This is a genomic window from Bradyrhizobium sp. AZCC 1678, assembly GCF_036924765.1.
In the GTDB taxonomy this organism is placed as follows: Bacteria; Pseudomonadota; Alphaproteobacteria; order Rhizobiales; family Xanthobacteraceae; genus Bradyrhizobium; species Bradyrhizobium algeriense.
Genome location: NZ_JAZHSE010000001.1, coordinates 7,485,495 through 7,504,137 on the forward strand (window position 1 = coordinate 7,485,495; position 18,643 = coordinate 7,504,137).

Genomic DNA, 18,643 nt, shown 5'->3' on the forward strand with positions numbered 1-18,643 from the left:
CCTCAGGCTTTCGCCCGGAACCGCGCGAGATAGTGCAGGCCGAATACCGCCAACAGGAACGTGAACCACGAGGGCTCGGAACGGTCGAGGAAGAAGCTTTCCATCGCCGACAGATAGAGCCCGAACAGCCAGATCCGCAGCAGCATCATGGCGAGCGGACCGTTGTTGCCGCCCTCATCCGCCCGCTGAAAATTCCTTAAAGGAAGGATCACCAGCACCAGGATGAGCAAGGCGAGCCCGGGCAGGCCCGTGCCCAGCGCAGTGTCGAGATAGCCATTGTGGCTGTGCGCGGCAAAGCCAGCCCACTCCTTGCCTTCCGGCAGATTTTGAATGGCGCTGCTGCCCCAGAAGGACGCAAAGCCATAGCCGGTGAGCAGCCGCGCATGGAGCGACTGCAATGCAAACGCCCAGATGTCGGTGCGGCCGGTAAATGTCGAATCGAACGGCAGCAACCTGGAAATCCCGGCGAGGCCCTCAGACATCACCGCGCCGATGCTAAGCAGGTTCAGCAATACCAGCGGCGTGAGCAAGATGATCGCGCGAAGCCAGAGCGCGCGGATGAAAGAGATTGTCGACGTCAGCAGCAGCACCACAAAGCACAGGGTCAGCGAGCTCTTTCCGGCCGAATACAGCAGAAACAGCGAGGCGAGCACGATGATGGCGGCACCGGATAGCCACAGGCCGGAGCGGAGGACGTAGACGCCGAGAAACAGCACCACCACCATGATGGACGCGGCCTGGTTCTTGTGGCCGAACGCGCCGCGCCAGTTGCCGGCGAGGCCAGGCTCCTGCGGATCGGTCGCCAGGTGAATCGAAAGATCGGGGGCCAGCAGTATTCCGAGATAGCAGATCGCCAGCAATGCGAGCGCCGCGATCGTGAACCAGTGCATCAATTCCTGCTGCGACTTCGGCAGCAGCATCAGCGCGGCGGTCACCGCGACGACGCAGATTGTCAGGGAAAGGCGCTTGATCGACGTTGTCGGATCGAGCGACAACACGACGGTCACCATTAGCCAGGCGCCGAACAGGACAAACGCCGGCGACAACAGCGTCGCCATGCCCCGCGCGTCGTTTCGCAATGCCAATGCAACGGTCAGCACGCTCAGGGCGCCGAACACCGCATAGGTCGCCAGCTCGTTTCCGGTGCCGACGTCGCCGATCTGCAGATCGCCGAGACTGACGAATGGATGCAGCGATATCCAGCCCAGCAGCAGCGTTCCAACGAATGTCGCGCCGCGGACGATGTCCATCACCTGCTGCCGCTCTATCCCGGCGGCCAGGCTGCGGATTTCGGATGCGTCGACGAGCTCACTCATGAGACGATCTTCGAGGCCTTGTAGGGCTGCGGTTCGAGGCCGAACGCCGCCAGCGCGCTGCCGATCGCCACCGTCACGGGATGCATGGCAATGGTCCGCTCACGCTCGGTCAGGATGGCGCACACGGCATAAACGAGCGAAAACGGCAAGGCCGCCAGCAATTTGGCGGTCAACTTCGCCCGCAGCCAGATCGTAGGCGTCGCCTTGCGCTGAACGTGATAATTGATTGCGCCGATCCGCAGGCCGCGCGTCACCAGCCATCTCAGGCTGGTGCGGCTTTGCGGCACGGTCTCGCTGATCACGGCTTCAGCCACCCAGTGAAAGCGCAAACCGAGCCTCATGCAGCGGTAGAAGAAATCGGTATCGCCGCCACCCAGAAAATTGAAACGAAGGTCGAATGCCGGCATGCCGAGCCGCGTGAACACCGAACGCCGGATCAGGCAATTGCCGCAGCCATAGATCACCGGCACCGGGCCTGAGGCCTCATAGGCCGGCGCAAAAGCCGGGTGGCGCCGCAACCCGCGCTTCCGTGCGTCCTCGAATTCGGGGAATACCGGTCCGCCGACGATGTCGGCGCCGGTCGCACCGGCGGTCCTTACCATCTGCTCCAGCCAGTCCGGCGACGCGATTTCGTCATCGTCGATCATCAGGAAACTGGTTGCCGCCGGGAACATCTGCAGCGCCGTCTCGAAGGCGGCGTTGATCGCATGGCAATTGCCCTGCCGCGGCTCGATCACGCATAGCCCTGCGAATTTTCCCGATGCGAGGTACTCGGCCGCAACCGGAACGCTCTCGCTCTTCGAGGCATCGTTCTCCACCATGACGACGGCGAAGCGACGGTGGGTGCGCTGCGCGGCAAGCGACTCCAGCGTCCGGCGCAGGTACTGCGGCCGGCGGAAACAGGGGATGCAGACGACGGTTTCGGTTGCGGGATCGAGCGCCGGCGAAGCCGCCACCAGCGCGCGCAAACCCCTGACCGACGGATCAAGCCCGTCCATCCAGAGATCGCTGGTCGAAGGCTGTGCCATGACGTTCACGTCGTTCACGAATCTGTCTCATCGTCCCGAAACGGGATGGCCGGCGTAATCGCGGGACAGTACCGTCTCGATAAAGTCGTTCGTTCCGGGGTTGATCCGGCCGTTCCGAACGTAACGCGGGCAGCGGTGCAATATTCGGTCCGATGCCGAAACGTGAAGCAGCGAACTTCGACGACGGTTAATGGACGGGGTTAATCCGCGCTGAACGAACGCTCGCCGCAAATCAGCGACTAAACAACTTTCGGAATAGCCGCTGCGAATTTGGAAACTGGCCGTTGTCGATCTGGGTAGGCCACGCACCGTTGACGTCGAAGTAGGCGGCGTAGGCAATGCTGCCTTCGTTCTTCATGAACCAGTCGTGCATCTGCTGAATGAAGAACGGGTTGTCGCCGGCATTACCCACGCCCCATTCAGGGTAGCTCATCGGCTTGCCGTGCTTGCGCGCAAAATCGCGGTGCCATTCCAGGCCGAATGGCGCCTTGACGTAGAAGGTGTTCCAGCGCTCCTCGGGCGTGCCCGCCTGCTTGAAATCGTAGACGTCGAGACCGATGTAATCGACGACGTCATCGCCGGGATAGCTCGCGTCCGCCGCCATCTCCTGCGGCCCCCACCCCGGACACCAGTCGAACTTGAAGCCGGTGGAGTGACGCCTGAAGATTTCCACGACGCGGCGGAACGCCTTGATGTAATCGGCTTCATGGCCTTTGGCGAACCACGCCATTTCAGCCAGATTCATCTCCCAGCCGAGCCGAATGACCGCCTGCGGATGCGCTTCCGAAATCGCCCGGGCGGCAGCCTCGAATTCGGCATCGTGAAGCCCATCGGCCACGTCGGCGAGAGGCGTCCCCTTCATCGTCAGCGGGATCGACCAGACCACATTGCGCGCGGGATTGAGCTTCTTCCATATGCCCGGAACCCAGCTCAATTTGGAAGAGTCCTCCCAAGTCGTCCCGCCATAGAAGTCGACGCCGAGCACCGAGGACGGCTTCTGCTTCAGCCATTTTTCCCACGCCTGTAGCGTATGCTCGCGACCTATCGGACCCCAATTGACGAAGGCCCCCGCGAATTTCGACGGGGTGGAAACGGTGCGCGAGGCGGCGTTGCTGTCGACATGAGCCAAAAGCAGCACGGTCAGCACAAAGGCCGCCAGAAACAGCACCAGCCGCTTCACGCTGTGCCCTTTGCGCCGCCTCGGATCAGTTCGAAACATCGGCTGTCCTTGCGTGCTTTCTGGCAAAGGCGGCCGACAGCAAGACGCCGTCGCGACAGTGAGCGCTCGCCGTAGCAAAAGGATACAGGCCGGACAGGGTGGCTGTATCAAAAAGAACAGGAGGCTCACAGCCCGCTTCTTGCGAAAAGGGTTTTCGTCGAAAATCCAACATCGGCAATCCATTCGTCGACGCGATCGACGATTCAGATCAGCGGCTTTGCAATATCGAGTCCAGTACGGGCACGCGCACGAATGGCGCGTTCGCCATGGTTACCGCAGTGCTGGAGCGGCCTCGGCCTGTCGCAAATGTGGACGCCGTGGGACGGGGCGGATGTACCGGAAATTGCCGGCCTCGTGTGGCCGCGGCGCTCCAGCCGTGAGATACGCGGGAAAACCGGCAGATTAACCACGCCGCCGCGCGACATGGTGCGTTGCGCCGGTTCGGCACCGATCTTGCTCAATGAGTACCGCGGGAGAATTGAGCCTGACAAACGGCGGCCTCCGGCAGATTGTTAGAGATGAATTGCAACGTGTCGTTAACCCTCACCCCATTGCCGAAGCGAAGTTCCGCGCTTCATAGGCCGAAAGCATAATGCTCAGCCAAACCTTCCATTACTCGGTCGCGAGCGTCGTATCGGCCGCGATCGGCTTGCTGAGCGCGGTCGTGTTCACGCGGCTGCTCTCGCCGGAAGAGTATGGAGTCTACGTCGTCGGTCTGAGCACGGCGGGTATCGTTTCGGCGCTGTTGTTCACCTGGGTTCGCGTCTCTGCTCTTCGTTTTCAGTCGGAAGGCGATGCGGTCGACGTCAGGAAGACCATTTTCGTCGCCTATCTCATTTCCGCCCTCGCCGCGCCGATCGCACTCCTTGTTGCCACGCTGACGACCTCGGTATCGCTGGAACGAAATCTCGCAGCGATCTTTTTCGCGCTGGGGCTCGGCCTGTTTGAGCTCGGACAGGAGCTGCTGAAGGCGCGGCTGCAATCCTTCGCGTTCATGTCGGCATCGATCATTCGCGCCTGCCTGGCGTTCACGCTGTGCCTGGCCGCGGCGCTATTGGGCGGCGGCGGACTGTGCCAGCTCGCGATGGTGACCATCACCTACTTCGTCACGACCATGCTGTTTGCCAGCACGATCCTGCGATCCCCCGTCGCCGGACCGAAGATTTCCGAATTGCGGACGTTCGCAGGCTTCGGCATTCCGATCACGCTGTCGGGCATCGTTTTTGCGCTCCATGCCGCGCTCGACCGGATGCTGGTGTTTCACTTCATGGGCGACCATGCGGCCGGCCAGTACGGCGCGTCGGCCGATCTCGTCCGGCAGATCATCCTGATTCCGGCGGTGAGCATCGCATCCGCGACGATCCCGCTGGCGGTACGCGCCTATGCCACCGGCGGCGCCGCCGAGGCGCGGCCGCATCTGGAATTCAGCCTCGAAATTCTGCTGGCCGCCGTCCTTCCGGCCGTCGCCGGCGTAGCGCTGACGAGCAGCTACATCGCCGGCGTGATCCTTGGCAGCGAGTTCAGGCAGACCGCAGCGCAGATCATGCCGATCCTGGCCTTTGCCTGGCTGTTTCAATCGATTTCCCAATCCTACATTCACGCGAGCTTTCATCTCGCCAAGACGCCGTTCATGATGACGACGCAAAGCATCGCGATGCTGACCGCGAACCTGCTGGTCATGCCGGTCCTGCTTGCCAAATTTGGCCTGGCCGGCGCGGCGGCTAGCCTCGTCATCGTGGAAGCCTTCGGCGCAGGCTTCGGCTGGTATCTCACGCGGAAAGCCTTTCCGCTCCCCTTCAACGCATTCCAGGTCATGCGGATCGTCGCGGCGACGGCGATCATGGCGCTGGTGCTGACATTCGCAAAACCGCTGCTTCCGATCGGCATCGTGTCGTTCGGCGTGCTGGCCGCAACCGGCTGCGCCGTCTACGTCGCCGCAGCCTTTGCATTCGACATCGCCGGCTTGCGCAAGGCCGTGATCGCCTATGCCGCGCGGCGCAATCTCCCGGCCCCGTCCATCGCCGCCCCGTCCACCGGACTACCCAGCATGTCGACAAGAGAACCATGATGCGGCTCGCCAGCAAAAATGCGGTCGTTGCAGCCGACAATCGACATGTCATCTGTCGAACCAATTCAGCGTCGCTGTCGGACTTCACCGACAAGCGGCGCGAGGCGACGCGTCCGTCCGCGTTTCGGGGCGAGAATTTCGAGCGCGACTTCGACAGCAATACGCTGTTCTACGACGCGGTGCAGGTCAGCAAATCAAAGGTTGCGCTGTTTGCGCCGCCATTCTTCAACCTCGCGCGCGACGTCGCGACGACAACGTTCATCAGCGGCGCGGGGACCCGCAAGGCGCGGACAAGGCGCCTCGACCGCCACGCCCAATTGTGGCTGGACATCCCCGAGCATGCCGGCCCGATCCAGGCATTGGGCGAACTGGGGAGTTTTGCATTCCCGGTGTCGCCGAACGAGTCGGAGATGTTCCGGGATCGCCGTGTCATCTTCACGATGTCGAAGGACAATCCGATCGAATGGATCCTCGACTGGGTGCGGTTCAACCGGGACAGTCACGGCGCGGATGCCGTCCTCATCTATGACAACGGCTCCAGCGCCTACGACAGCGCCACGCTGAGCGCCGCGCTCCGTTCAGTCGAAGGCATCCGATGCTCGGTCGTGATGGAGTGGCCTTTCAAATACGGTCCGCAGGGCGCGAACAGCTGGGACCACTGGGATTCCGATTTCTGCCAACTGGGAGCCTGGGAGCACGCAAGATGGCGCTTCCTGCAGAATGCCCGGAGCGCGATGAACTCCGACATCGACGAGCTGGTGCTGTCGAAGTCGGGAAAATCGGTGTTTGAGGCCGCCGAGCAATCCTGGACCGGGCTTGTCCGATATCGCGGGCGATGGATCATCGGCATCGATGACGGCATCCGCGACAACATGCACAAGGCTCCGCATCGGCACGCCGACTTCTCGATTCTGATGCCGCCGAAATATCAGTTCTCAAGGCTCGTGATGCGGCGCGACGCAAACGAGTGCCTGCCGAAATGGACGGTGGTTCCCGCCCGGTGCCCCACGCATGCGCAATGGCACGTCCATTCGATCTTCTCCTGGTGGGCGTCTTATTTCTGCACCGGGGATTTTTCGTTTCGGCACTTCCGCGAGATCGGCAGCAACTGGAAGTACCAGCGCACCAACCGTGTGCCGTTCGATCCGTCGATTCACAGGGAAGACCGCGCCTTGATGGACGCTTTTAAGCGCGTCGATTGGGACAACTAGAATGAACAAGGCAACCCCCACGTCAGAATGGATGAAGCCGATGCCCAAGGCAGTCACGATCGACCACACTCAGGCGACTGAGCCCGTGCAGCATCCGCAGGCGCTGCTCGAGCTGGCACATGGCGAAGCGCGGCAGAGCCTCTTGACCGTTCACGGCATTCTCGAAGCGAGACTGCCTGAGGGCGAACTGTCGATCTACGAAGCCGGCGGCGGCTCGACCAGCTTCCTGCCGCTCAAGGTGCTGCATCGCGCCCACGTCACTGTGGTCGACATCGACGAGGACCAGATCCGCAACAACGACTATGCGCAAAAAGCGATCCTCGGCGACATCCAGACCCATCGCTTCAAGCCCAACAGCTTCGATCTCGTGATCTGCTACAACGTGATCGAGCACGTGCCCGACGTCGAAGCCGCCCTGCTGCACTTCTACGAGTCGCTGAAGCCGAACGGCATGATCCTGATCGGCGCGCCCAATCCGCGGTCGCTGTCCGGCGTCGTTACCAAATATTCGCCGCACTGGTTCCATGTCTGGTTCTACCGTCACGTCCGCGGCGACAAGAAAGCCGGCTTGCCCGGCCACGCGCCGTTCCCGACGCTGTTCCATCCGCTGGTCACGCTCACGAACCTTGAAGCGTTCGCCGAGCAGCACGGCCTGCAGATGATCTATCGCAAACAGTATGAGAGCCCGCGCTATCCCGAGATGCGACTGCGTATGCCCGCGTTCGCGGCGCTCGTCGATGCCGTCGCGCGCGCGATGAACTTCTTGCTGCCTGGCCGCACCGACGTGCGGCACGGCGACTACCACGTGATCCTGCGAAAGCGTTGAGACCATGAACGCGATGTTGTCAGAGGCAAGAGCGAAGGTCGGCCACCGGCTGGCGATGCATCTGCGCGTCGACCTGTTCCGGCTGCGCAACAGTACGCCGATGGTCAGCTTCACCTTCGACGATCTGCCAAAGAGCGCGGCGACGACCGGTGCGCAGATGCTCGAAGCGCATGGCGCGCGCGGGACGTTCTATGTCTCGGGCAGCCTGGTCGGCGTTGACGCGCCGGACTGGGTGGCGGGCGAGGCCGACGACGTGGTCTCGCTTCACCGCAGGGGTCACGAGATCGGCTGCCACACGTTCTCGCATCAGCGCGCTTGCGACCTCGACGAAGCGGCGATGCGGCAGGAAATCACACGCAACAACGCTTACCTTCGCGCGCTCGATCCTTCGATACAGGTCGACAGTTTCGCCTATCCGTTCGGATACGGTTCCTACGCCCGCAAGTATCAGCTCAGGAAGGAATTCCAGACCTGCCGTAGCATCGTGCAGGGCGTCAACGCCGGCAGCGTCGACTTGCAGTTCCTGCGCGCCATACCGCTGATCAATCGCGAGATGGATTTCGACGGGATCGACCGCGCGTTCGACGAAGCCCAAACCAATAATGGATGGTTAATTTTCTACGGCCACGACGTCACCGACCGGCCGAGCCCCTATGGCTGTTCGCCCGCTTTGCTCGCCCATGCGCTCCGCGCGGCAGCGAAGCGGAAGATTCCGGCCCTGACCATGGCGGAGGCGATGCGATGCGCCCGCGCTTAAACGCTTTGTTTGCCAATTCGGGGAATAGTCCCTCAGTGAGTATGGTTAATTTTCCCTGTTGCGTTTGTTCAGCGCTTTATTTCAGCGCCCGTGGCGTGACCCGAAGAGTAACCCCTCAGCCGATGCGTGCGGCAGTTCGAATGAAAGCTGGGGTCGATGCTTATCTATGACCAGCCGATAGACCGGGCAAAGCCTGAGGTCGGCCCCGCGGCGACAGCCGCGCCGGCGGGCTTCAGCGTGCTCGACCTGGCCCAGCTCCTGTGGCAGCGCAAGGTCGCGATCGTCTCGGCGGCGCTGATTTCCGCCTGCGCCGCGGTTGCGGTCGGCAAGAGCCTGACACCGAAATACACGGCGTCTGCCCAGCTCTACGTCGATCCCCGCGAACTGCAACTGGTCGATCGCGAACTGACGCCGCGCGCCCAGGATATTTCCGGCCTCGCGATGGTGGTGGAGAGCCAGGCGCGCGTCATCACCTCGAACAACGTGCTGCTGCAGGTGATCCGCGACACCCATCTGGAAAAGGACCCGGAGTTCGGCGGCGGCGATTCGAAGGGCATCCTGGGATCGCTGCTCGGCCTGTTCGGGATCGAGATGCGCCCCACCGCCGAGCAGCAGAAGCAGATCCAGATGGGCGCGCTGGAAGCGCTCAATCGCCATATCAACGTCAAGAAAACCGACCGCACCTTCATCGTCGATATCGACGTCTGGTCGTATGAACCGGCCAAGGCGGCGATGCTTGCCAATGCGATCTCGAAAGCCTATCTCGCCGAATCCAAGCAGTCGCAGGCCGCCGCCGCGCGGCGCGCGACCAGCGACCTTTCCGGTCGCTTGAAGGAATTGCAGGAACGGCTTCGCAATGCCGAGAACGCACTCGCGGTTTACAAGGCGCAGAACAATTTCGTCGGCAGCCAGGACACGCTGATCAGCGACCAGCAACTCTCCGCCAGCAACCAGCGGCTCGCCGCCGCCCGCGCGCTGACGCTGGACGCGCAGGCCAAACTCGACCAGATCGAAGCCAGTCGCAAGGCATCCTCCGACGCCGGCGCCATCCCCGAGGCACTGCAGTCGCAGACCATCGCCAATCTCCGCGCGCAATATGCCGAAGCGCGGAAGCGCCAGGCGGAGTTGCACAGCGAACTGGGGGGCCGCGTCATCCGGCGCTGCGCCAGATGGAGCAGCAGGTGCAGGACCTGCGCCGCGCCATCAACGAGGAGGTCGAGCGCTTCGCGCAGTCCGCGAAGAACGACCTGATCCGCGCCCGCGACTATGAAGCCTCGCTCGGCAAGGCGCTGGAGACCCAGAAGCGCCAGAGCGTCCAGATGAGCCAGGCCTCGGTGCGCCTGCGCGAACTCGAACGCGACGTGGAAGCAAGCCGCGACGTCTACCAGTCGTTCCTGAAGCGATCGCGCGAAACCGAGGAGCAGGAGAGCCTGAACACCTCGAACGCACGCATCATCGGCGAGGCCACCGTGCCGCAGCGGCGTACCTTCCCGCCGGCCATGAGCCTGCTCGCGATGATCGGTTTTGTCTTTGGCGGGCTCGCTTCCTCCGGCTGGTTCATCGCACTGAACCAGTTGATGCCGGGCACGAACCCGGTTCAGCCACGGGACAAAGCGCCGGCAGAAACGCCGAAGCAGCCGCCCGCTCCGGCGGCCGAGAAGCAGCCACCTGCCGCGCCACCCCAGCCGCAACCCGCGGTCAGCCTGATCGAAAAGCCGCTGATCGCGCGGCTGCAGGAAGCCGACGTGATGCGTACGCTCGGCGGCATCCTTGCAACTGATAGCACCGCCGACGTCACGCGGCTGAGCTGGCCGACGCTGCGCGCGGGCTTTCCGCTAATGACTGTCCTCAATGCCCTGCGCGAGATGCGCGCGGCGCTGGCCAGACGCGCCGGCGGGGAAACCCTGCCCGTGATGGCTGTGATCGGCGCTGGAGTGGATCAGGACCGCAGCATCGCCGCGCTGAACATTGCGCTCGCCGCGGCGCGTGACGGCGCCAAGGTGCTGCTGATCGATGCCGACCTTAAGGAGCGCGCGCTATCGAACAAGGTGAGCCATCTGGCAAAGAGCGAGCCCAGCCGTTTCGGCTGGCTCGGCATCGGCGCCAGGGCCGCCCGCGCGATTCCGACCGCCAACGGAATTTCGATCCTGCCGGCCGTCAATGCCACCGACGCGAAAGCCGGCGACGCCATCCGAAAGGCGATTGCGCAGGCCCGTTCCGCCGGTGGCTATGACCTCGTGATTCTCGACGGGCCGGCGATGCCGTGGAGCCCGGCCGACGGCAAGCTGCTCGACATCGCCGAGGGACTCGTTGCGATCCTCCCGGTGCATCTCGACATCAACGACAGCATGGAAGACATCATCGCAGCCCTCGGCGGGGCCGAGCGCAAGCTGGTCGGTGTCGTCCTCAGCGAAGTCAACCCAACGGCCGCGAGCCCGCAGCGGGACAAGCAATATGCTTGAGCGTCGCGTAAATCCCGTCGGCAGAGCGGCCACGGCCAGCGTGCCTCGCATCACGCTGGGCGGGTTGCGGCTTGCCGTGCTGGATCTCGAGCAGACCGCGAACTTCATGATCGACATGGTGTTCCCGCAACGCCGCCTCAATCGCCCGCTCTACCTGACCTCGGCCAATGGCGAGGTGCTGGCGCGCTGCTCGACCGAACCGATGACCGACCGGCTGTTTCGGGCCGCCGATCTGATCAATGCCGACGGCCAGCCGCTGGTGACCGTATCGCGGTTCAGATCAAAGACGCCGCTGCCCGAACGCGTTGCGACCACCGACCTGTTTCACGTCGTTGCCCGCAAGGCACAAGCGGCCGGCCTGACCTTCTACATGCTGGGCGCGGACGACGCGGAGAACGCCGCCGCGGTCGCCAGCGTTCGCGAGCAATATCCCGATCTCAAGATCGTCGGCCGTTGCCACGGCTTTCTGCGGGGCGAAGCGCTGCGTGCCAAGGTCGCCGAAATCAACGCGCTGGCACCGGACTATCTCTGGGTTGCGCTTGGCGTTCCCTATGAGCAGGCTTTCGTCGAGGAATACACACCCAACCTCTCCAATGTCGGCGTCATCAAGACGTCAGGCGGGCTGTTTAACTTCCTGTCGGGCAGCCGCGTCCGCGCGCCGCGGTGGATGCAGCATGCGGGCCTCGAATGGGCGTGGCGCATCTGGCTGGAGCCGCGCCGCCTGTTCTGGCGCTATTTGACGACCAACCCGCGCGCGCTCTATTTGTTGCTGAACAGGGGCCGATCGACTGACATCGGCGGGACACACAATCAATGAGCAGCCGTCCAGCCATTCTCGTCACCGGCGGTGCCGGCTATATCGGTTCGCACTGCTGCAGGGCACTGGATGCGGCGGGTTACCGGCCCGTCACCTATGACAACCTTTCAACCGGCCACCGCAGCTTCGCCGCCGGCGCGCTGGTGGTCGGCGACATCGCCGACAAGGCCACGCTGGCGCGGACCTTTGCCCAGCACGACATCGTGGCCGTGATGCACTTCGCTGCGTCGAGCCTGGTCGGCGAATCCGTTGCCGATCCGCAGAAATACTACGTCAACAACCTCGCCGGCACGCTGTCGCTGCTGGCTGCCATGCGCGAGGCCGGCTGCAATCGCCTGGTGTTTTCGTCGACCGGCGCGGTCTATGGCAATGCCGACAGCAAGGCGCTACGCGAAGACTATCCCTGCGCACCGATCAACCCCTATGGCGCCTCGAAATGGATGATCGAGCGCGTGCTGGCGGATTATCGCACAGCCTACGGCTTCGGCTCGTTCGCGCTGCGCTACTTCAACGCCGCTGGCGCCGATCCCGCCGGTGGCATCGGCGAGCTGCGTGAGGTCGAGACACACCTCATCCCCCGCGCCATGATGGCGCTGCAGGGGCATGTGCCGGACTTTGCCGTGTTCGGCGACGATTACGACACGCCGGACGGGACGGCGATCCGCGACTACATCCATGTGACGGACCTCGCGGCTGCCCACGTGCTGGCGCTCAAGCTGCTGCTCGAGGGTCATTCCGGCGGCGCCTTCAACCTCGGCACCGGCAACGGTTTTTCAGTGCGCGAAATCCTCGCGGCGATCGCGACCGAGACCGGCCGCGAAGTCCCGCATGTCGTCAAGCCGCGGCGACCGGGCGATCCGACCTATCTGGTCGCCGATCCCTCCGCCGCACGCGCGACATTGAACTTCCGTCCCGCTTATTCGGATCTGGCCACGATCATCCGCACCGCCTGGGCGTGGCACAGGAAGGCGCACCCGCTGAAGACGGGCGCGCCGGTCCACGAGTGAGCCGGCACAACCTCGCAAGAGAGCTCTCAGCGGCCTACAGCGGCTTGATCTGCACCTTGCGCCACTTGATCACGCCCGAGCCGTATTGCAGCGCGAACGGGCCGCTGGCGTGTTTTGAATCCTGGACATCGACGGTTTTCTGGCCGTTGAACACGACCACGAGATGCGGACCCTTGGCCGTGATTTCGTAGGTGTTCCATTTGCCGCCCGCCTTCGGCATCGGGTCGACCTTGGCCACATCCACGATCGCGCCGGTGCCGTAGGTCGGATCGGGCCGCTTGTCGAAAATATTGACCTCGTAGCAGATCTTGGCGTCGATCTTGGCCGACTGGTCGCAGCGAATGAAGATCCCGCTGTTGGCATCATCGTCGGCCCAGAACTCGGCCTTGATCTGAAAATCCTTGTAGGACTCCTTGCTGACGAGATAGGAGGGATCCTTGCCCTCGGTGATCTTGTCTGCGACCAGCGCGCCGTCCTTCATCGCCCAATTGGCCTTGCCGACCTCGGTCCAGTCGCCCATCTTGGTGCCGTCGACAAGCGTCACCCAGCCATCGCCCTGCCCGGACGCGACGCTGGAAAATTGAAGTGCGGCGGCGCCGATCAACAGAGCGGCCGCAATTATCGACAAGCGCTTCATGAACGTAGCCCTCCCATGGCTGCTTTTAGTTGGGCCGAAACCTATCACCGCGACGCGCGGCGTAAATCCGTTTTTCATGCTGCAGCTGCGTTGTGCGACATTTCGCTTTCCGCTGCCGCCGATCACGCATGCACCTGCGCGCCTTGCTCCGCGGGAAGGAGACCGGCTAGCATCACGGCAACAGAGATGAACGCATCTCAGCTCACGAGACGGCAACGGAGGAAACCATGAAGGCGATCATCCGCTCCTGGCGACACCTCATGACACCGCTGGCTTTCGCCGGCATGTTGAGCATCTCTTCCGCTGCGGAACTCAATCCGGCCGCCGTCATCTACAAATTGCCGGACCAGATTCCCTGGGGCCCGGTCAATGCAGCCGGTGCGCAAAGCGCTGTTGTCGTAGGCGATCCCGCCAAACCCGGCTTCTATATGGTCTACAACAAGTGGACGAAGGGCAATCATTTCAGCCGTCCGCACTTCCACCCCAATGATCGCTACATCGTCGTGCTGCAGGGCACGTGGTGGGTCGGCTCGGGGCCGAAATTCGATCCCGCCAACACGACGCCGATGCCGGCCGGCAGCTTTGTCACCCATTTCGCCAAGCAGGTGCATTGGGATGGTGCCAAGGACGAGGACGCCGTTCTCCTGATCATGGGAGAAGGCCCGGCGACCTCAACCGCGGCGGAAGAGAAATAACCGCTGGCGGAACGGGACCGGCTTCGAGAACAACGACCCAGCAACCATTCCGGCAGCGGCGCGTTTTATGTCCCAACCAAATCAGGGGATATAAGACATGGCTTCTGCTTCACAGATCCGGGAACATATGGACGTCATCTCATCGGACAAGAAGACGGTCGGAAAAGTCGACCATATGGAAGGAACCGACAAGATCAAGCTGACCAAACAGAGTTCGCCTGATGGCCAGCATCATCACTTCATTCCGATGTCATGGGTCGACCACGTTGATCAGCATGTCCATCTCAACAAATCAGGCGCGGACGTGACCTCGCACTGGCAGCACGGCCGGCAATAGCCGGCAACATGCATTGCGCCGCCCGTGGATGCAGATATCATCAGGCTTCAGGAGGTTGAATGCATCCGGCGGCGGTACTGCAATTCGAACGCATGATCGGCGAATACAACACGTGGCGTGCCGTTCCGGAAACGGAACGCTCGCCCGCCCCGGCGTGGTGGTGGGGACCCGCGATGGAGTTGCGCGCCTCCTCTCAGCCGCTCCCGGCCGAATGGTGCATCGAGCTCGGATTGCCAGACCGGGCGACATATGCTTCCGCCGCAGACATCTTCCTTGCGATCTTCGCAGGGCAGACGTCGTTGCCTTGGCCTTACGATTTCCCCTGCAAAACCGAAATTCCGGACCCGGCTGTCCGTGAGCTGCATCCGCAACCGTCAGACGACAGCGCCTTCCAACCCTGAGCCGGCTTCCGGCTGCAACGGCGGCGAGGCGAGCCGCGGTTCGGCGCGAAGCAGATCGGCCATCTGCCTGGCGGGCAGCGGCTTGGAGAACAGGAAGCCCTGCATTTCGTCGCAGGCGTGGCTGCGCAAGAAGGCCTCCTGCTCCAGGGTCTCGACGCCCTCCGCAATCACGGTCATGCCGAGCGCCTTGCCCATGCTGATGATCGCCTGCGCGATGGCCTGGTCTTCGGAATCGACGGGAAGGTCGCGAACGAAGGAGCGATCGATCTTGATGGTGTCGATCGGAAACTGCTTCATCAGCGACATCGACGAATAGCCGGTTCCGAAATCGTCGATCGCGAGGCGAATGCCACGGCTCTGGATCGCATCCAGCACCTTGATCGCGCGCGACACGTTCCGCATCACCATGCTTTCGGTGACTTCGAGCTGCAGCAGCACCGGCGACATGCCGCTTGCCAGCAGCGCCTCGTCGACATCGTGCAGCAGATTCGGGTCCGCGAATTGCCGCGGCGACAGGTTGACCGCCATCGTCACCGGCCGCAGGCCGCGTCGCTGCCAGGTCATGTTTTGCGCGCAGGCGTCCTTGAGCACCCAGCGGCCGATCGGAACGATCAGCCCGGTTTCCTCGGCCAGCGGAATGAACTGCCCCGGCGATACGGTGCCGAGTTCGGGATGGATCCAGCGCAGCAGCGCCTCGACGCCGGTGATCTGGCCGCTCGCCATGTCGATCTTGGGCTGATAGTGCAGACAGAACTGGTCGCGCTCCAGCGCGCGGCGCAAGGCACTTTCCAGCGTCAGGCGCTCGATCGACTGCGTCTTGATCTCCTTGGTGAAGAAGCGGAAGGCGTTCTTGCCGTCCTCCTTGGCGAGATACATCGCCATGTCGGCGTTCTTGGTCAGCGTCAGCACGTCGGCGCCGTCAAAGGGGTACATCGCAATGCCGATCGAGGCGGTGGTGTGGCATTCGTGACCGCTGAGCTGCAACGGCTGGCTGAGCACGGACAGAAGCTCTCCGGCGATGCGCTCGACCTCGTGGCGCTCGGCGGTCTCCTCCAGAATGACCACGAACTCGTCGCCACCCAGCCGCGCCACGACATCGTTCGAACGCAGTGCGCGCCGCAGCCTGCCGCCGATCTCCACCAGCAGCATATCGCCGGCGTCGTGCCCCAGCGAGTCGTTGATGACCTTGAACCTGTCGAGGTCGATGAACAGAAGGGCGAACTGCCGCTGATAGCGCGCGGCCGCATCGATCGCACGGCGGAGCATACCGTTGAACATTTCCCGGTTCGGCAGATTGGTCAGACTGTCGTGCGACGCCAGATACTCGATCCGCTCGTCGGCCTTGGTCTTTTCATCGACGCGGTCGAAATTCTCTAATGCGAAAGATACGTTGTCGACGAGCCGTTGCAATAAGTCGGCAAATTCGGGCGTGAACGTGTCTTTCTCCATCGACATGAAAGACATCACGCCGACGACTTGCCCATGCACCCACAGGGGGAATGAACCGCCGGAATTCGTGCCGTCGTTGCGCGCGGTGGCGTGAAACGCTTCGGCGCGCGGATCGCCGAGGTAATCGTTGATGATGCAGGCCTGCTGCGAACGTATCGCCGAACCACAGAGCCCGCGCCCCTCCGGGTGCGCCTCGCTGGTCGATATCACTGCCTCGCGGGCGCTGGACGCAGTCGGACCGGCGGCAGCCACGACGTCGAGATACTCGCTGTCCGGCTTTATCAGCGCGATGGAGGTCAAGGTGAACTTGCCGCCGTTGGCCGCGGCCTCGCACACCAGCTCGAACAGTTCCGCCCGGGATGCCGCACGGATGATCGCCTCGTTGGTTGCGCTCAACGCCGCCAACATGCGTGTCAGGCGCTCCTTCTGGACCTCGGTCCTCGCCTTCTCGTCGGCCCGATCGAAGGTCCCGATCGCGAACGACACGTTGTCGGTGAGTCTCTGCAACAGTTCGGCGAATTCGGGCGTGAACGTATCGATCTCCGAAGAGATGAAAAACATCACGCCGACCGCCTGGCCGGAAACCAGCAGCGGGAACGCCGCGCCCGACATCGCGCCGTCGCTGTGAATGAACTGGTGAAACGCCGACCCGCGCGGGTCAGCGCGCAAATCGTTGGCGATGCAGGCCTGGCGGGAGCGGAAAGCGTTGCCGCACAGCCCGCGTCCTTCCGGATGATCCGCGTTGATCGAAACCTTCACCCGGCGCATGTTGCCGGCCGTTGGTCCCGCCACGGCCACCATGTCGGTGTAGTCGCTGTCGGATCTGGCCAGCATGATGCTGGTCGAGTTGAACCGGCCGCCCGTCGCGGCAGCTTCGCATACCAGTTCGAACAGCTCCGTCCGCGACGTTGCACGAACGATCGCTTCGTTGGTCGCACTGAGCGCCGCCAGCATGCGCCCCAGACGTTCCTTCTGGGCGTCGGCTCTCGCCTTTTCGCCGGCGCGCTCGAAATTGTCCAGCGCGAACGAGACATTCTCCGCGATCCGCGCCATCAGGGCGACGATCTCCTCGTCCTCCGCCCACAGTTTTCCGACAAAGAACAGCAACACGCCGATGCTCTCGTCGGCCTTGATCAGCGGAACGGCGACGCAGGCGGTGACAACCGCTTCGCGTGCGGCCTGATGCCAGGGCTGGCCCTGTGTCGAGTTGAGGATATCGTTGTTGACGGCTGGCAGCTGCGTCCGGAATGCCCTGCCGCAGACGCCCGTTCCATACGGGTTACTCGCATCGATCGAGAACGGCGCCCGCATGATCTGTTCGACGATCGCGCCGGTGCCTGCGGCCGGCTTCAACCAGATCGAGTCCGGCTCCGCAAGCAGCACCACGGTAGCCGCGGATTTTCCGCTGTATACCGCGGCATCGCAAACGCGCTGATAGAGATCCTGTTCGGTCTTGGCGCGCAGAATCGCTTCGTTGGTCGCGCTGATGGCGCCGAACATCCGGTTCAACCGCCGCATCCCGCGCTCGCCGTTCTTGCGCGCGGCCTCATGTTCGAAATTGTCGAGCGCAAACGAAATGTTCGCCGACACGCGCTCCAGCATCGAGACGATCTGCCCGTCGATCGAGTGAGGTTCCCGCCGCGAAACGAGAAGCACGCCGACGCCCTCGCCGTTGCAGGTCAGCGGCAGCGCAGCCGCCGTGCCCACTTGGCCGGCTCTAGCTCCCTCGCGCCAGGGCAGTGAGCGCGGATCATTCAGGAAATCGTTGCTGACGCATATCTTCCGGTCGCGGAAGGCCTGCCCGGAGACCCCGGACCCTTCGGGCGTACCGGCCACGATCGAGATGTCGATGCTGCGCAGGCGCGGGACGTCGTCGCCACAGCCGGCGGCGAAGCGCAGGAGATTGGTTTCCGGCTCCAGCAGGAAGATCGCCACAGCCAGGAAATCCCCGACCGAGAACGCGGCCTCGCAGACCTTCGCGTACAGCTCTTCAGGTGATTTGGCGTACAGAATCGCTTCGTTGGTCGCATTCAACGCCGCAAACGTGCGCGCGATATCGGTCTTCACCGTCCCCAAGCTCCCTGCCGGCAGCACCGCTGCCCCGCGGATTTTATGCGTGCAGGTGGCCTAAATGCTCGTTATTGACGGCCCGCAGTTGCGATTCAGAGTAAATGTCGGACCAACGAACCGCGACGTCGCTCAGGAGAACTACGGGCTGATTCACGATTTGTCAGCCATACCGCCGGCGCGCCGGCTGGGATGCCGGCCCCGCCGAAAGCATGTTCGAATTTTGCAGGATGAAATTCGAAAGCCATCGAGAACCGTGCCTGCGGCCTGGCTAACAGGATATTTCCACGCTTGCCCTGCCGCCGCCGCTTTGAGACCATGCCGGCCGCGGCAACAAGCAAGACCC

At 63.0% G+C, this 18,643-nt stretch carries 14 protein-coding genes and 1 pseudogene; 10 read left to right on the forward strand and 5 right to left on the reverse strand.

The window, feature by feature from the left end; all coding sequences use genetic code 11:
• Positions 1-2 precede the first annotated feature (2 nt).
• From V1294_RS35720 to V1294_RS35730, 3 genes are all read right to left on the reverse strand, one after another.
• Entirely contained in the window at positions 3-1,316 is a 1,314-nt protein-coding gene (locus V1294_RS35720) for an O-antigen ligase family protein (RefSeq protein ID WP_334503879.1), read from the reverse strand.
• Positions 1,313-2,314, reverse strand: a complete 1,002-nt coding sequence (locus V1294_RS35725) for a glycosyltransferase family 2 protein (RefSeq protein WP_334504965.1) — start codon at positions 2,312-2,314, stop codon at positions 1,313-1,315. The genes V1294_RS35720 and V1294_RS35725 overlap by 4 nt, the downstream gene beginning before the upstream one ends.
• Before the next feature lie 262 nt (positions 2,315-2,576).
• Entirely contained in the window at positions 2,577-3,563 is a 987-nt protein-coding gene (locus V1294_RS35730) for a glycoside hydrolase family 26 protein (RefSeq protein ID WP_334485364.1), read from the reverse strand.
• Positions 3,564-4,155: 592 nt separating this feature from the next.
• On the opposite strand from V1294_RS35730, the gene V1294_RS35735 reads away from it, so the two are divergent.
• The 7 genes and pseudogenes from V1294_RS35735 to galE all read left to right on the forward strand — a co-directional run bounded on the left by V1294_RS35735 (position 4,156) and on the right by galE (position 12,711).
• Positions 4,156-5,631 carry a lipopolysaccharide biosynthesis protein gene (locus tag V1294_RS35735; RefSeq protein ID WP_334503881.1) on the forward strand — a complete coding sequence of 492 codons (1,476 nt, stop codon included), beginning with the start codon at positions 4,156-4,158 and terminating at the stop codon, positions 5,629-5,631.
• Positions 5,631-6,842 (forward strand): hypothetical protein, encoded by a 1,212-nt coding sequence (locus V1294_RS35740; RefSeq protein WP_334503882.1) that lies wholly within the window; start codon positions 5,631-5,633, stop codon positions 6,840-6,842. The genes V1294_RS35735 and V1294_RS35740 overlap by 1 nt, the downstream gene beginning before the upstream one ends.
• A 40-nt stretch (positions 6,843-6,882) precedes the next feature.
• Positions 6,883-7,668 carry a class I SAM-dependent methyltransferase gene (locus V1294_RS35745; protein WP_334503884.1) on the forward strand — a complete coding sequence of 262 codons (786 nt, stop codon included), beginning with the start codon at positions 6,883-6,885 and terminating at the stop codon, positions 7,666-7,668.
• A gap of 4 nt (positions 7,669-7,672) precedes the next feature.
• Positions 7,673-8,425, forward strand: coding sequence for a polysaccharide deacetylase family protein (locus V1294_RS35750; protein ID WP_334503885.1), 753 nt, complete (start codon positions 7,673-7,675; stop codon positions 8,423-8,425).
• Between the two features lie 156 nt (positions 8,426-8,581).
• Positions 8,582-10,887: pseudogene (locus V1294_RS35755) on the forward strand (exopolysaccharide transport family protein).
• Positions 10,880-11,704 (forward strand): WecB/TagA/CpsF family glycosyltransferase, encoded by an 825-nt coding sequence (locus V1294_RS35760; RefSeq protein WP_108519897.1) that lies wholly within the window; start codon positions 10,880-10,882, stop codon positions 11,702-11,704. Before V1294_RS35755 ends, V1294_RS35760 begins: the two are co-directional and overlap by 8 nt.
• Positions 11,701-12,711, forward strand: a complete 1,011-nt coding sequence (gene galE, locus V1294_RS35765) for a UDP-glucose 4-epimerase GalE (protein ID WP_334503887.1) — start codon at positions 11,701-11,703, stop codon at positions 12,709-12,711. The genes V1294_RS35760 and galE overlap by 4 nt, the downstream gene beginning before the upstream one ends.
• Before the next feature lie 34 nt (positions 12,712-12,745).
• Here galE and V1294_RS35770 read toward each other — a convergent pair whose 3' ends face one another.
• Positions 12,746-13,348 (reverse strand): 3-keto-disaccharide hydrolase, encoded by a 603-nt coding sequence (locus tag V1294_RS35770; RefSeq protein WP_334503889.1) that lies wholly within the window; start codon positions 13,346-13,348, stop codon positions 12,746-12,748.
• 227 nt (positions 13,349-13,575) lie between these two features.
• Between V1294_RS35770 and V1294_RS35775 the strand changes: the two genes are divergently transcribed.
• The 3 genes from V1294_RS35775 to V1294_RS35785 all read left to right on the forward strand — a co-directional run bounded on the left by V1294_RS35775 (position 13,576) and on the right by V1294_RS35785 (position 14,781).
• Positions 13,576-14,043, forward strand: a complete 468-nt coding sequence (locus V1294_RS35775) for a cupin domain-containing protein (RefSeq protein ID WP_334503891.1) — start codon at positions 13,576-13,578, stop codon at positions 14,041-14,043.
• A gap of 97 nt (positions 14,044-14,140) precedes the next feature.
• The gene (locus tag V1294_RS35780; protein WP_275190496.1) at positions 14,141-14,380 is read left to right on the forward strand and encodes a DUF2171 domain-containing protein; all 240 of its coding nucleotides are present in this window, start codon (positions 14,141-14,143) and stop codon (positions 14,378-14,380) included.
• A 59-nt stretch (positions 14,381-14,439) separates the two neighbouring features.
• Complete coding sequence (locus V1294_RS35785) at positions 14,440-14,781, forward strand: hypothetical protein (RefSeq protein ID WP_334503893.1); 342 nt, start codon at positions 14,440-14,442, stop codon at positions 14,779-14,781.
• On the opposite strand, the gene V1294_RS35790 is transcribed toward V1294_RS35785, so the two are convergent.
• Positions 14,755-18,297, reverse strand: coding sequence for a sensor domain-containing phosphodiesterase (locus V1294_RS35790; protein ID WP_334503895.1), 3,543 nt, complete (start codon positions 18,295-18,297; stop codon positions 14,755-14,757). The two genes, V1294_RS35785 and V1294_RS35790, sit on opposite strands and share 27 nt — an antisense overlap.
• Between the last annotated feature and the right edge of the window lie 346 nt (positions 18,298-18,643).

Excerpts from the sequence above, each read along its gene's own strand:
- V1294_RS35780 (WP_275190496.1), top strand. The coding sequence starts at position 14,141 with ATGGCTTCTGCTTCACAGATCCGGGAACATATGGACGTCATCTCATCG.
- V1294_RS35735 (WP_334503881.1), top strand. The coding sequence starts at position 4,156 with ATGCTCAGCCAAACCTTCCATTACTCGGTCGCGAGCGTCGTATCGGCC.
- V1294_RS35730 (WP_334485364.1), bottom strand. The coding sequence starts at position 3,563 with ATGTTTCGAACTGATCCGAGGCGGCGCAAAGGGCACAGCGTGAAGCGG.
- V1294_RS35725 (WP_334504965.1), bottom strand. The coding sequence starts at position 2,314 with ATGGACGGGCTTGATCCGTCGGTCAGGGGTTTGCGCGCGCTGGTGGCG.
- V1294_RS35775 (WP_334503891.1), top strand. The coding sequence starts at position 13,576 with ATGAAGGCGATCATCCGCTCCTGGCGACACCTCATGACACCGCTGGCT.
- galE (WP_334503887.1), top strand. The coding sequence starts at position 11,701 with ATGAGCAGCCGTCCAGCCATTCTCGTCACCGGCGGTGCCGGCTATATC.
- V1294_RS35740 (WP_334503882.1), top strand. The coding sequence starts at position 5,631 with ATGCGGCTCGCCAGCAAAAATGCGGTCGTTGCAGCCGACAATCGACAT.
- V1294_RS35745 (WP_334503884.1), top strand. The coding sequence starts at position 6,883 with ATGCCCAAGGCAGTCACGATCGACCACACTCAGGCGACTGAGCCCGTG.
- V1294_RS35760 (WP_108519897.1), top strand. The coding sequence starts at position 10,880 with ATGCTTGAGCGTCGCGTAAATCCCGTCGGCAGAGCGGCCACGGCCAGC.
- V1294_RS35785 (WP_334503893.1), top strand. The coding sequence starts at position 14,440 with ATGCATCCGGCGGCGGTACTGCAATTCGAACGCATGATCGGCGAATAC.
- V1294_RS35720 (WP_334503879.1), bottom strand. The coding sequence starts at position 1,316 with ATGAGTGAGCTCGTCGACGCATCCGAAATCCGCAGCCTGGCCGCCGGG.
- V1294_RS35770 (WP_334503889.1), bottom strand. The coding sequence starts at position 13,348 with ATGAAGCGCTTGTCGATAATTGCGGCCGCTCTGTTGATCGGCGCCGCC.
- V1294_RS35750 (WP_334503885.1), top strand. The coding sequence starts at position 7,673 with ATGAACGCGATGTTGTCAGAGGCAAGAGCGAAGGTCGGCCACCGGCTG.